Source organism: Mycobacterium sp. NGS63 (assembly GCF_059812295.1).
The window spans coordinates 418,780-430,755 of the sequence record NZ_JCALCJ010000002.1; the positions used below are offsets into that span (position 1 = coordinate 418,780).

13 protein-coding genes are annotated in these 11,976 nt (G+C 68.4%); 8 read left to right on the forward strand and 5 right to left on the reverse strand.

All coding sequences use genetic code 11. The features are described 5' to 3' along the window. The first annotated feature begins 25 nt into the window (after positions 1 to 25). The 3 genes from AC5Y4Z_RS05295 to AC5Y4Z_RS05305 are packed head-to-tail and all read left to right on the forward strand — an operon-like array spanning position 26 to position 3,133. Positions 26 to 1,048 (forward strand): LLM class F420-dependent oxidoreductase, encoded by a 1,023-nt coding sequence (locus tag AC5Y4Z_RS05295; RefSeq protein WP_499961265.1) that lies wholly within the window; start codon positions 26 to 28, stop codon positions 1,046 to 1,048. A gap of 11 nt (positions 1,049 to 1,059) precedes the next feature. Then, the gene (locus AC5Y4Z_RS05300; protein WP_499961845.1) at positions 1,060 to 2,280 is read left to right on the forward strand and encodes a cytochrome P450; all 1,221 of its coding nucleotides are present in this window, start codon (positions 1,060 to 1,062) and stop codon (positions 2,278 to 2,280) included. A gap of 22 nt (positions 2,281 to 2,302) precedes the next feature. Continuing rightward, positions 2,303 to 3,133 (forward strand): SDR family NAD(P)-dependent oxidoreductase, encoded by an 831-nt coding sequence (locus AC5Y4Z_RS05305; RefSeq protein ID WP_499961266.1) that lies wholly within the window; start codon positions 2,303 to 2,305, stop codon positions 3,131 to 3,133. Here AC5Y4Z_RS05305 and AC5Y4Z_RS05310 read toward each other — a convergent pair. After that, on the reverse strand, positions 3,130 to 3,621 hold the full coding sequence (locus AC5Y4Z_RS05310; protein WP_499961267.1) for a DUF6264 family protein: 492 nt from the start codon (positions 3,619 to 3,621) through the stop codon (positions 3,130 to 3,132). The two genes, AC5Y4Z_RS05305 and AC5Y4Z_RS05310, sit on opposite strands and share 4 nt — an antisense overlap. Here AC5Y4Z_RS05310 and AC5Y4Z_RS05315 point away from each other — a divergent pair. Beyond that, positions 3,529 to 4,284, forward strand: a complete 756-nt coding sequence (locus AC5Y4Z_RS05315) for an SDR family NAD(P)-dependent oxidoreductase (RefSeq protein WP_499961268.1) — start codon at positions 3,529 to 3,531, stop codon at positions 4,282 to 4,284. The two genes, AC5Y4Z_RS05310 and AC5Y4Z_RS05315, sit on opposite strands and share 93 nt — an antisense overlap. 62 nt (positions 4,285 to 4,346) lie before the next feature. Here the strand turns inward: AC5Y4Z_RS05315 and AC5Y4Z_RS05320 are convergent, their stop codons facing one another. Continuing rightward, on the reverse strand, positions 4,347 to 5,501 hold the full coding sequence (locus AC5Y4Z_RS05320) for a Zn-dependent alcohol dehydrogenase (RefSeq protein WP_499961269.1): 1,155 nt from the start codon (positions 5,499 to 5,501) through the stop codon (positions 4,347 to 4,349). Further along, positions 5,498 to 6,724 (reverse strand): cytochrome P450, encoded by a 1,227-nt coding sequence (locus AC5Y4Z_RS05325; RefSeq protein WP_499961270.1) that lies wholly within the window; start codon positions 6,722 to 6,724, stop codon positions 5,498 to 5,500. Before AC5Y4Z_RS05325 ends, AC5Y4Z_RS05320 begins: the two co-directional genes overlap by 4 nt. A 117-nt stretch (positions 6,725 to 6,841) precedes the next feature. Here AC5Y4Z_RS05325 and AC5Y4Z_RS05330 point away from each other — a divergent pair, with 117 nt between their 5' ends. From AC5Y4Z_RS05330 to AC5Y4Z_RS05345, 4 genes are read left to right on the forward strand one after another with little or no spacing between them, the layout of a single operon-like run. Continuing rightward, entirely contained in the window at positions 6,842 to 7,201 is a 360-nt protein-coding gene (locus AC5Y4Z_RS05330; protein WP_499961271.1) for a Rieske (2Fe-2S) protein, read from the forward strand. Beyond that, complete coding sequence (locus AC5Y4Z_RS05335) at positions 7,198 to 8,244, forward strand: amidohydrolase family protein (RefSeq protein WP_499961272.1); 1,047 nt, start codon at positions 7,198 to 7,200, stop codon at positions 8,242 to 8,244. The genes AC5Y4Z_RS05330 and AC5Y4Z_RS05335 overlap by 4 nt, the downstream gene beginning before the upstream one ends. Continuing rightward, on the forward strand, positions 8,244 to 9,392 hold the full coding sequence (locus AC5Y4Z_RS05340) for an amidohydrolase family protein (protein WP_499961273.1): 1,149 nt from the start codon (positions 8,244 to 8,246) through the stop codon (positions 9,390 to 9,392). Before AC5Y4Z_RS05335 ends, AC5Y4Z_RS05340 begins: the two co-directional genes overlap by 1 nt. Before the next feature lie 53 nt (positions 9,393 to 9,445). Continuing rightward, entirely contained in the window at positions 9,446 to 10,405 is a 960-nt protein-coding gene (locus AC5Y4Z_RS05345) for an alpha/beta hydrolase (RefSeq protein ID WP_499961274.1), read from the forward strand. 3 nt (positions 10,406 to 10,408) lie between these two features. Here the strand turns inward: AC5Y4Z_RS05345 and AC5Y4Z_RS05350 are convergent, their stop codons facing one another. Both AC5Y4Z_RS05350 and AC5Y4Z_RS05355 read right to left on the reverse strand, forming a co-directional pair. After that, on the reverse strand, positions 10,409 to 11,053 hold the full coding sequence (locus tag AC5Y4Z_RS05350) for a hypothetical protein (protein ID WP_499961275.1): 645 nt from the start codon (positions 11,051 to 11,053) through the stop codon (positions 10,409 to 10,411). Continuing rightward, the gene (locus AC5Y4Z_RS05355; protein ID WP_499961276.1) at positions 11,050 to 11,853 is read right to left on the reverse strand and encodes an Rv1363c family protein; all 804 of its coding nucleotides are present in this window, start codon (positions 11,851 to 11,853) and stop codon (positions 11,050 to 11,052) included. The genes AC5Y4Z_RS05350 and AC5Y4Z_RS05355 overlap by 4 nt, the downstream gene beginning before the upstream one ends. Between the last annotated feature and the right edge of the window lie 123 nt (positions 11,854 to 11,976).

The window sequence follows — 11,976 nt, forward strand, 5'->3', positions numbered from 1 at the left end:
GATTGCTTACTGTAAAGTTACCCGCATGCCTGGCGGCCCCCACCCCAAGATCGACGGGGGCATCCCCAATCAACTTGCGCGGGTGGCCGACGCGGCCGGCGAACTGGAGCGCGACGGGTATGCCGGCGGCTGGACCGCCGAAACCAGCCACGACCCCTTCCTGCCGCTGCTGCTGGCCGCCGAACACACCTCGCGCCTCGAACTCGGCACCAACATCGCGGTGGCGTTCGCGCGCAACCCGATGACCGTCGCCAACACCGGCTGGGACCTGCAGGCGTACTCGAAGGGCCGGTTCATCCTCGGCCTGGGCACCCAGATCCGGCCCCACATCGAGAAGCGGTTCAGCATGCCGTGGAGCCATCCCGCGCGCCGGATGCGCGAGTTCGTCGCCGCGCTGCACGCCATCTGGTCGGCGTGGGCGGACGGCACCAGGCTGCGCTTCGAGGGCGACTTCTACACCCACAAGATCATGACGCCCATGTTCACCCCCGAGCCGCATCCGTATCCACCGCCCAAGGTGTTCCTCGCCGCCGTCGGCGAAGCCATGACCGAGACGTGCGGCGAGGTCGCCGACGGACACCTCGGCCACCCGATGGTCTCCAAGCGCTACCTCGACGAGGTGACGGTCCCGGCGCTACGGCGCGGCATGCAGCGCGGCGGCCGCGACGCGGGCGGCTTCGAGGTGTCGGCGGAGGTGCTGATCGCCACCGGCGAGACCGACGCCGAACTCGCGAAAGCCACCGCCGCCGTGCGCAAGCAGATCGCCTTCTACGGGTCTACGCCGGCCTACCGCACCGTCCTCGAGCTGCACGGCTGGGGTGACCTGCACACCGAACTGCACCGCCTGTCCCTGGATGGGCAGTGGGACACCATGGGTTCGCTCGTCGACGACGAGATGCTGGCGGCCTTCGCCGTCGCCGGCCCCGTGGACACCATCGCCGACGGCCTCAAGGCCCGCTGCGCGGACTCGGTCGACCGTGTCCTGCCGATCTTCTTGACCGCTTCGCAATCCTGTATCACCGCCGCACTGAAGGAGTTTCGCGAGTGAGCACGACGACCATGGACGAGGCCGCCAAGCTGTTGGCGGATCCGCTGGCCTACACCGACGAGCGGAAACTGCACGCGGCGCTGACGCACCTGCGCGCCAACGCGCCGGTGTCGCGGGTGGATGTGCCGAACTACCAACCGTTCTGGGCGATCACCAAGCACTCCGACATCATGGACATCGAACGCGAGAACATGCTGTTCACCAACTGGCCGCGCCCGGTGCTGGCCACCAAAGAGGGCGACGAGATGCAGGCCGCGGCGGGCGTGCGCACGCTGATCCACATGGACGACCCGCAGCACCGGGTGGTGCGCGCGATCGGCTCCGACTGGTTCCGGCCGAAGGCGATGCGGGCGTTGAAGGTTCGCGTCGACGAACTGGCCAAGACCTACGTCGACAAGATGATGGCGGTGGGCCCCGAATGCGACTTCGTCCAGCAGGTCGCCGTCAACTACCCGCTCTACGTGATCATGTCGCTGCTGGGCATCCCCGAGGCCGACTTTCCCCGCATGCTCAAGCTGACCCAGGAGCTGTTCGGCAGCGACGACTCGGAGTTCAAGCGGGGCAGCAGCAGTGAGGACCAGCTGCCCGCGCTGCTGGACATGTTCCAGTACTTCAACGGGGTGACCACCGCCCGCCGCGAGCATCCGACCGACGACCTCGCGTCGGCGATCGCCAACGCGCGCGTGGATGGCGAACCGCTGTCCGACATCGACACCGTGTCGTACTACCTCATCGTCGCCACCGCGGGCCACGACACCACCAGCGCGACCATCTCCGGCGGCCTGCAGGCGCTCATCGAGAACCCGGATCAGCTGGAGCGCCTGCGCGACAACCCCGACCTGATGCCGCTGGCCACCGAGGAGATGATCCGCTGGGTCACCCCGGTCAAGGAGTTCATGCGCACCGCCGCGAGCGACACCACCGTGCGCGGGATACCCATCGCCGCAGGGGAATCCGTGCTGCTGTCCTACGTGTCGGCCAACCGCGACGAGGAGGTCTTCGAGGACCCGTTCCGCTTCGACGTCGGCCGCGACCCCAACAAGCACCTGGCCTTCGGCTACGGTGTGCACTTCTGCATGGGCGCGGCCCTGGCCCGCATGGAGGTCAACAGCTTCTTCTCCGAGTTGCTGCCGCGGCTCAAATCCATTGAGCTGACCGGCGACCCGGAGCTCACCGCCACCGTGTTCGTCGGCGGCCTCAAGCACCTTCCGGTGCGCTACTCGCTGGTCTAGCCCGGACCGTAAAGTGACGGCCATGACGGGCAAGACCATCATCATCACCGGCGCCAGCGACGGCATCGGCGCCGCGGCGGCCCGCCGGTTGCGCCGGGGCGGCGACAACGTCGTCGTGGTCGGGCGCTCGGAAGCCAAGACCACCGCGGTGGCCGCCGAGCTGGACGCCGACTACTTCGTCGTCGACTTCGCCGACCTGTCGCAGGTGCGTGCCCTGGCGGACAAGATCCGTGCCCAGTACCCGCGCATCGACGTGTTGGCGAACAACGCCGGCGGCATGTTCACCAAGATCCACCACACCGCCGACGGCCACGAGGCCACGTTTCAGATCAACTACCTGGCGCCGTTCCTGCTGACCACGCAGCTGATGGAGGTGCTGGTCGATTCGCGCGCCACGGTCCTCAACACCACCAGCTCGTCGCAGCGGCTGCTGCCCCGCACCACCGTCACCCAGCTGGAGCAGACGGATCGGCGCCGGCCGAGCACCGCCTACGCCCTGACCAAGCTGGCAATCGTCTTGTTCACCAGGGAATTGCACCGCCGCTACCACGCCGACGGACTGTCGGCCGCGACGTTTCACCCGGGCTATGTCGCCTCCAATTTCGGCGACGCGTCGGGGTCGCGGTTGCTGGCGTTCAGCAAGAAGTACACGCCGACGAAGTTCTTCACCGCGACGTCGGACGAAGGGGCAGACCAGCTGGTCTGGCTGGCGTCGAGCACGCCGGGGGTCGATTGGGCGCCGGGGGAGTACTACTCGAAGGGCAAGGTCGCCAGGGCGCACCGCGCGGCCTACGACGCCCGCCTCGCCGCCGAGCTGTGGGACCGCACCCTGGCCAAGATTCAGCGGTCTTAAGGGTTGCCGAGGTAGCCCAGCGCCCCGACGACGACGACCTGGGCGGCGCAGAACAGCAACGGCACGAAGAACGACCGCCGCCGCTTCGACATGCGCCAGCTGACCAGGGCGAGATCGAGGATCATCAGCACGACGGTGACGCCCACCGCGATCGGGGCCCCGTCGGTGCGCCAGGGGTTACGGCAGTCGAGGTTGTGATACCGGCACCGGGACTCCAGGTATTCCTGCTCGTGGGCGAGCGCGGCCGCCATCCCGATCGTGTACAGCACCAGCAGGCCGTGCCCGATCAGCAGCGTGACCGTCGCGGCCGTGTCGACTACACGGCGGGGGGCAGCGGGACGGCCGGTCGACATGGTCTGATTATGCGCGAAGGTCCCGAAGCGAAGGGGAAGCTCATGGTTTCGGCGAGCGCAACGACGGCCGTGGTGAGCGGCGGCGCGTCGGGCATCGGGCGGGAGGTCGCCGCGCGGCTGCGCGAGGCGGGCCACGACGTCGTGGTGTGGGACCTGTCCGGCGGCGACATCGCCTGCGATGTCAGCGATCCCGAGGCGGTGTCGGCCGCGATGGAGCGCACGGTGCGCGACCACGGCGTGCCCACCCGGGTCGTGACCTGCGCCGGCATCGGCGCGTCGGGCATGTTGCTCGAGCAGCCGCCCGCGGAATGGGACCGGGTGCTGGCGGTCAACCTCACCGGGACCTGGCTGACCATCCGGGCCGCGGCCGGCGCGATGGTCGACGCCGGGGTGGGCGGCTCGATCGTCGCGGTCTCGAGCATCAGCGGCACGCTGGCCGATCGCGACATGGGCGCCTACTGCGTGTCCAAGGCCGGGGTCAACATGCTGGTGAGGGTCGCCGCCGCGGAGTGGGGCGGGCACGGCATCCGGGTGAACGCCGTCGGCCCCGGCGTGACGCGGACGCCGATGCTGGCCAAACCGGAGCAGCTTCCCGGCTGGGTGGAGGGCCTGTCGGAGCGGACGGCGTTCGGCCGCCTGGGCGAGGCCGCCGACGTGGCCGGGGCCGTCGTGGGCGTCCTCGAATTGCCCTGGGTGACCGGCCAAGTCGTGCATGCAGACGGTGGCCTGGCGCTGCACAGCCCGATCGACGCGTACGGCCAGACGCAGCGGGTGCTCGGGGGTTCAGGCCGAAAGTGAATTTTACGACGCCCCGACGGCGTGTCGCGTCGTGAGATTCACACTCGCCGCGAGGCGAGCGGTTAGAGCCCGAAATCGATGATGCCGCGGACGATTTTGCCGTTGAGCAGGTCGTCGTAGGCGTCGTTGACGTCGTCGAGGCGGTAGCGGCGGGTGATCATCTCGTCGAGCTGCAGCTGTCCGGTCTCATACAGCCGCGCCAGCCTGGAGATGTCGGCCTTCGGGTTGCACGAGCCGAAGATGGTGCCCGCCAGGGTTTTGTTGGTCAGGATGAAGTCCTGCAGGTCGATGTTCACCGACCGGGTCAGCTGCGACGTCATGCCGGTGAGCACGCAGGTGCCGCCCTTGCGGGTGAGCTGCACCGCGTCGCGGACGTCGTCGGGGGTGATCAGGGACGGCGAGACGACCACGGCGTCGGCCATGACCCCGTAGGTCAGGCCGCGCACCAGATCGAGCGCCTCGGTGGCCGTGGCCGCGGTGTGGGTGGCGCCGAAGGTCAGCGCCGACTTCTGTTTGAACTCAACGGGATCGACCGCGACGATCTGCGCGGCGCCGTTGATCCGCGCGCCCTGGATCGCGCCGGTGCCGATCCCGCCCACGCCGATCACGACGACGGTGTCGCCGCCGCGCATGTTGGCGCGGTTCGCGACGGAACCGTAGCCGGTCGGGATGGCGCACGACAGCAGCGCGCTCGGCGCGAGCGGCAGGTGCGGCTCGATCTTCACCAGCGAATTCGTCGACACCACGGTGTGTTCGGCGAAGGTGCCGACCTTGGCGATGTGGCCCAGGTTCCGCCCGTCGGCGGTGTGGTGGCGGAAGGTGCCGTCGGTGGGCATCCCGGGGATCATGGTGCCGATGCCGACGTCGCAGATGTACTCCATGCCCGTCGCGCACCAGCGGCACTGCCCGCACACCGCGACGAACGACATCACCACGTGGTCGCCGGGCGCGAAATCGGTGACGCCGTCGCCGACTTCGCGCACGATCCCGGACCCCTCGTGGCCGCCGATTGTCGGGAACATGGTCGGCAGCCCCAGGGATTTCATCACCTCGTTGGGCGCCGACATGTCGCCCTTGAGGATGTGGTCGTCGGAGTGGCACAGCCCGGCGGCGGCCAGCTGCACCAGGACCTCGCCGGCGCGGGGCGGGTCGAGTTCGAACTCCTCGACGGACCAGGGCCCGCCGACGTCATGCAGGATCGCCGCCCGGCTTCTCATGCGGCGGGGGAGAAGGTGACCGGTAGCTTGTTGGGCGACCGGAAGGTCAGGCCGACGATCTTGGACTCCTCGCCGGTCCCGTCGTCGGGCACGAAGGCCAGATCCTTGACCCGGTCGAACAGGCTGTTCAGCATGACCCGGGTTTCCAGCCGCGCCAGGTGCATGCCGAGGCACATGTGGATGCCGCCGGCGAACGCGATGTGGGCCTGCCGCGGCCGGCGGATGTCGAACGTGTTGGGGTCGGTCCAGCGGCTCTCGTCGCGGTTGGCCGAGCCCATGCACATGTCGATCTGCGCGTCGGCCGGGATTGTCTTGCCGCCGATTTCGACCTCCTCGGTGGTGGTCCGCATGACCATGGTCAGCGGGGTTTCGTAGCGCAGGCCCTCCTCGATCGCCGCCGGTATCAGCGACCGGTCGCGGCAGACCAGGTCCAGCTGCTCGGGGTGGGTCAGCAACAGGTACAGCAGGTTGCCCGAGGAGCGGTAGGTGGTCTCCAGGCCGGCGGGCAGCAGCAGCCGCAGGAACGCGATGATGGCCTCGTCGGTCAGCTTCTCGCCCTCGATCTCGGCGGCGACCAAATCGCCGATGATGTCGTCGGTGAGCTTGCGGCGCCGCTGCTCGACCTGCTCGAGGAAGTAGCCGTGCAACTCCGCGGCCGCGTTCAGCCCGGCGACGATGTCGGTGGGAATCGAGATCAGGTCCAGCGACAGCCGCCGGAACAGGTCGAGGTCCTCCGGGGGCAGCCCCAACAGCGTGGCGATGATCCGGGTCGGAAACTCGAACGTCACCGCCTTCACCAGGTCCGCGTGGCCGTCGTTCTTGATCTCGTCGACGAGCCGGTCGCAGACCGGTCCGATCACCGACGGCTCCCACCGCTCCAGCGCGGTGGCGCGGAAGGCCTTGGCCACCAGGCTGCGGTGGTCGTGGTGCTCCTTGCCGCCCATCGCGAGGATGGTGTGGCCCATCACCAGCCCGATCGTCTTGTCGTAGGCGGCCGAGGTGAAGATCCGGTCGTCGCGGAAACCCTGGAACACGCCGTCGTAGCCGAACAGGACCCACTCGTCGTCCGGCCGCAGCTCCTCGGGCATCTGCGTGTGGTCGGCCAGGGAGCCGTGCCATACCGGGTCGGTGCGCCGCATGTATTCGAAGAACGGGTACGGGCTGGTTTCACCGGTGAAGTCCAGGGTGACGGGCTGGCCGTCCGGGTCGGTGCTGAGCGTCATCCGCGCTCCTCCTGAGCAGCCGCCAAGGCGGCATGTGGGTGCCGGGGAATATGGCTATCATAGTATAAATAGCAACGAAGCCCAATGCGGGCTTGCCACGGAGGCGGTGATGCTCAGGTGCCCAACCGGCGATTCGTCTGCTCCCTCGACGAGCTGCCGCCCGGCGGAATGAAGCTGGTCGACGTCGGGAAGTTCGGCGTGGGCGTCTACAACGTGCGCGGCGAGTTGTACGCGATCGTCAATTACTGCTCGCACGAGGGCGCCCCGCTGTGCCTGGGCCTGCTGGGCGGCACCAACGAACCGGCCCCCGACGAGCCCGGCGGGATGCGCAGGGTCCGCGACGGGCAGATCGTCCGATGCCCTTGGCACAACTGGGAATTCGACATCACCACGGGCCAAAACGTGGCCGACCCGCGCCGCCGCGTGCGCACCTATCCGGTCGACGTCACCGACGGGGAGGTGTATTTAACCGCGTGAGCCCGTTAGTCATCGACACCAACGTGCAGCCGCACTTCCGCAACAACGCCGAGATCCGGCGCTATCTCCCCGCGGCGCACCAGCTGCGGGCGATCCCCGACGTCGAGCAGCAGTGGTACCAGGCGCCCGGCGGCGACTATCGGCACGACCTCTACGGCGAGAACTACCCGGGCTCGGATCCTGAGACCGTGACCCGCCACCTGTTCGACGAGATGGGTGTCAGCTACGCCATCTTGAACCCGCTGACCCGCGGCAACATCGCCGACTACCTGCTCAACAGCAGGATCTGCGCGGCGGTCAACGACTGGCTGCTCGACCGCTGGCTGGAGCCCGACACCACCGACCGGTTCCGGGGCACGATCCGCGTCAACCCCGAGGACCCCCGCGGCGCGGTCGCCGAGATCGAGCGCCTCGCCGGGCACCCCAAGCTGGTGCAGGTCGGAGTGCCCCTGCAGTCGCGCGAGCCGTACGGCAAGCCGATGTTCGAGCCCATCTGGGAGGCCGCCGCCGCCCACGGCCTGCCGGTCGCGGTGCACATCAACGGCGGCAACGGCGTCGACTACCCGCCGACCTTCGCCGGGCACGCGCACACCTACCCCGGTTACGCGGCGTTCATGCCGCTCAACTACTTCGTGCACCTGGCCACGCTCATCGTCGAGGGCGCGTTCGGCCGGCACCCGGGCCTGAGGTTCGTGTTCGCCGACGGCGGCTACGACATCCTCACCCCGTTGATGTGGCGGCTGGACACCTTCTGGCTGTCGATGCGCGACCAGACGCCCTGGGTCGACCGCTATCCCAGCGAATACCTGCGCGGCCACGTCCGGTTCTGCTCGTCGGCGTTCGACGGCCCCACCGAGGCCGACACCATGGCCCGCTGGATGGACTTCACCGACAAGTCCGGGCTGCTGATGTACGGGTCGAGCTACCCGCACTGGTCGACGTCACCGCCCGAGGCCGTTGTCGAGGGTCTCGACGCCGCACAGCGCGACAAAGTGTTGTGGGCCAACGCCAGTGAGCTCTACGGGCTGAAGGAGCGTGTGTGATGACGACGATCGAACGGGTCGACTCGCCGGCCGGCCACGAGGACGACATCGCGGTCACCATCGTCGACACCGACGTGCACCCGCTGCCCGTCTCGACCGACGTGCTCAAGTCCTACGCGCCCGCCGAATGGGTGGACAAGATCTGGACGACCGGAAACGAAGCCAGCCCGGTGTCGTATTTCTATGACACCCCGGACGCGTACAAGACGTCGTCGCTGCGCATGGACTCGTGGCCGCCGGGCGGCGGGGCCGCCGGCAGCGACCCGGATTTCGCCGCCAAACAGTTGCTCGTCGACGCCGGCGTCAGCATCGCGTCGCTGGAGCCGATGTGCGACGCGCAGCTGCCGCAGGCCGAGCACGTGCTCAAGTCGACCTACAACGACTGGCTGGCCGACGTGTGGCTGGACAAGCACAACGCGCACGGCCGCTGGCGCGGGTCGATCAGCGTGAGCGCGCAGACACCGGAGCAGGCGGCGCGTGAAGTCGAACGCTGGGCCGGGCATCCCTATATGGCCCAGGTGCTGATGACACCCCAGACGCGCGGGATCCCGTTCGGCAACCCGCATTTCGATCCGCTCTACGAGGCGGCGTCGCGCAACGGGCTCCCGATCTCCACGCACCTGATGGGACAGACGCCCTTCGAATTGATCCCGATTTATCCCGTCGGCAACCCCGCGCACTGGCACGACTTCTTCGCGGCGTGGCCGCTGCTGTACGTGTCGCACCTGATGAGCCTGGTGTTCGACGGGGCGTTCGATCGCCACCCGGAGCTGCGGGTGGTCTTCATCGAGGGCGGCTTCACCTGGGCGATGCCGGTGATGTCGCGAATGGACCGGATCTGGGAGGCCCGCCGCGGCGACCTGCCGCACGTGCGCCGGCGCCCGTCGGACTATGTGCGCGAACACGTCCGGTTCACCACCCAGCCGCTGGAGGACGCCGACACCGTGCAGTTCCGCGACTACCTGGAGATGATGGACCTCGGCGACAACCTCATGTTCTCGACGGACTACCCGCACTGGAGTTATGACTCGCCGGCGTACGCCATCAACCGGTTCCCCGCCGAGCAGCGCGAAAAAATCATGCGCGGCAACGCAACGGCGCTGTACGGATTGCCCGCGACGGTCAAGGCGCTTCCCGGGGAACGGTGACGCGCCGGCCGGGTCTACCGTGAAGAGGGTTTCCCCCACGGAAGATGAGAGGCATGACGCAAACCAACCTGACGCGGCCGCAAGGTCTCAATCGCATCGACCCGGTGCTGCGCGAGGCGGCGACCGAGCTGGGCGTCGTCGAATTCCGCGCCGAGACACTGGCCGCCGAGCGCCAACGGGCCGACCTACGTGCCGCCGAGCGGGCCGCGGCCGTCGACACCGATGGTGTCACCGTGGAATCGCGAACCATCCCCGGTCCCGACGGCGCGCCGCTCGGCGTTCGCCTGTATCGCGGCCACCCGGGATCCGCGGCACCGCTGGTGGTGTACGCCCACGGCGGCGGCTTCGTGACGGGGAACCTGGACACCGATCACGCGCAGTGCGTGGAGTTGGCGCGCGACTCCGGCTGCCTATTGGTGTCGGTCGACTACCGGCTGGCGCCCGAACATCCGTGCCCGGCCGCGCTGGACGACGTGGAGGCGGCCCTCCGTTACGTCGTGGACAACAGCGCCGACCTGGACGCCGACGCCGGGCACATCGCGGTGATGGGGCGCGACGCGGGGGCGGCGCTGGTCGCGGGTCTGTCGCAGCGGATGTTCGACGAGGAGGGGCCGACGATCCTCGTGCAGGTCCTGCACCAGCCGATGCTCGATTGCGATGCCACGCCGTCGCGGCGTGAGTTCCAGCGCACGCCGGGCCTCAATGGCCCCGCCGTGAGCCGGGCCTGGAGCCACTACCTCGGACATGCGGCCGCCAGCGGCCAACATGTTCCCGCGCACCGGGCCAACCTCGAGGGCCTGCCGCCCACGTTCATCAGCTGCTCGGAGATCGACCCGTGCCGCGACGAGGCCATCGACTACGCCAACCGGCTCTTGCATGCCTACGTGCACACCGAATTGCATGTGATTGCCGCGACATTCAGTGGCTTCGACTCACTGGTTCCCGATTGGATTGTCTCCCAAGAGAACCGGGATCTGCACGCGCAGTCGCTGCGCCGGGTTTTCGCGATGTGACGGCTAGATGGGCGTGAACTTGGTGATCAGCCAGTTGCCGTTGATCCGGTTCATGCCCACCAGCACGCTGGTGACCGCCACGGACGGTTGAGGATTGTCCTTGGTCGTGGTCACCCGGTCGACGAAAACCAGGACGACGGCCGAATCGGGGTGCAGCTCCGACACCGCGGCGCCCGTCACCTTGGCGGTGCTCTTCATCGACTTCTGCTTGGCGATCGGCGCCACGCTCTGCTTGCTGAATTGGTCGTAGTACGAGAGGAAATCGCCGCCCAGGTGTGATTTGGCCGCGGCCAGGTCCTGGTCGAGCGAGTCGGCCGAGTAGGACAGCAGCGCCGTCGTGCCGTCGGACGCGGCCCTGGCCACCGACCGGACGACATCGGTGCCGGTCTGTTGGTCGGGCCGGTACTGCTTGAAGTAGAGCCAGGTCGCCACGCCGCCCGAGATCAGCAGGAGCACGGCCAGCACCGCCGCGCCGATCCTGCGCACCCTGGGTGGGATGCCGCGGCGCGCGCGTGCGGCCGGGGCGGGGGAGTCGGCGTCGGCTTCGGCGGCCGCCTCGGCCGCGTCGGGTTCGGGTTGGCCTTCCCATCCGGCGTCCGGGTCGACTTCCGGTGCAGCCGAATCGATGTCGCGCACGTCGTCGGTCACGGTACGTACTCAACTTTCGACATCTTGTACTGCCCGGCGACGTCGGAGACCGTCACTTTGAGCCGCCACACCAGCGGCGGCACGTCCTTGCCCGGCGGGGAATTGGTGACCTGCGACGTCGCCGAGACCAGCACGACCGCCGAGTCGCCGGTGACGGATTCCAGGGCGGCGGCGTTCACGGTCCCCGAGGTGACGGCCTTCGACTGGGTGACCATCGCGATGAAGTCGTTGGCCCGGTGCGCGAAGTCGTCCTTGAATTGGCCGGTGGAACCGTCGATCACGCGCTGGACGTCGTCCTTGGCCTTGTTGAAGTCCAGGGAGATCATGCTGAGCACGCCCCGCTTGGCGCCGTCGACGAACTCGGCCTCCCGCTGCTGTCGCTCGGTGGCGTCGCGGTGCTGACCCACCATGTAGGCGCTGAGCGCGACGAAAATGCAGATGCCGATGACGGCCGCCACCGCCGCGATCGCCGGCACCCAGCGTCGCCACGCGGCCGGCTCCGCCGGTGACTCGTCGTAATCCTCGGCCGATTCGTAGTAGTCCTCGTCGTACTCGTCTTCGTGGGCGGCCTCGTCGTATTCGTTCTCGTACGCCGCGTCGCCCGGCGCGTCGTATGCGCCGTCTTCGTCGTCTTCGTCGAGCATCTCGGCCGGGTCGGGCAGGCCGAGGGCCTCGCGTCGCAGCCGTGCGGCGCGGGCGCGCGCCTTGGCCGCGGCGGCCACCGCCTCGGCCGCGGCGGCCTCCGCCTCGGCCTCCTCGATAAGCGCCCGCGTCTCGAGCGGTTCTTCCGCGTCAGCCATCGCGATCACCGCACGTCACGAACATTATCGATCGCACTCCGGTATCTCTTACCGTATTGCTCATTGCTAACATCGAAATCCCAGCGAACCCCGACGAAAACCGACCAGGCGGATGATCAACCA

Coding starts and splice junctions, on each gene's coding strand:
- AC5Y4Z_RS05340 (WP_499961273.1), top strand. CDS start 8,244: ATGACGACGATCGAACGGGTCGACTCGCCGGCCGGCCACGAGGACGAC.
- AC5Y4Z_RS05355 (WP_499961276.1), bottom strand. CDS start 11,853: ATGGCTGACGCGGAAGAACCGCTCGAGACGCGGGCGCTTATCGAGGAG.
- AC5Y4Z_RS05345 (WP_499961274.1), top strand. CDS start 9,446: ATGACGCAAACCAACCTGACGCGGCCGCAAGGTCTCAATCGCATCGAC.
- AC5Y4Z_RS05305 (WP_499961266.1), top strand. CDS start 2,303: ATGACGGGCAAGACCATCATCATCACCGGCGCCAGCGACGGCATCGGC.
- AC5Y4Z_RS05300 (WP_499961845.1), top strand. CDS start 1,060: ATGGACGAGGCCGCCAAGCTGTTGGCGGATCCGCTGGCCTACACCGAC.
- AC5Y4Z_RS05320 (WP_499961269.1), bottom strand. CDS start 5,501: ATGAGAAGCCGGGCGGCGATCCTGCATGACGTCGGCGGGCCCTGGTCC.
- AC5Y4Z_RS05325 (WP_499961270.1), bottom strand. CDS start 6,724: ATGACGCTCAGCACCGACCCGGACGGCCAGCCCGTCACCCTGGACTTC.
- AC5Y4Z_RS05295 (WP_499961265.1), top strand. CDS start 26: ATGCCTGGCGGCCCCCACCCCAAGATCGACGGGGGCATCCCCAATCAA.
- AC5Y4Z_RS05315 (WP_499961268.1), top strand. CDS start 3,529: ATGGTTTCGGCGAGCGCAACGACGGCCGTGGTGAGCGGCGGCGCGTCG.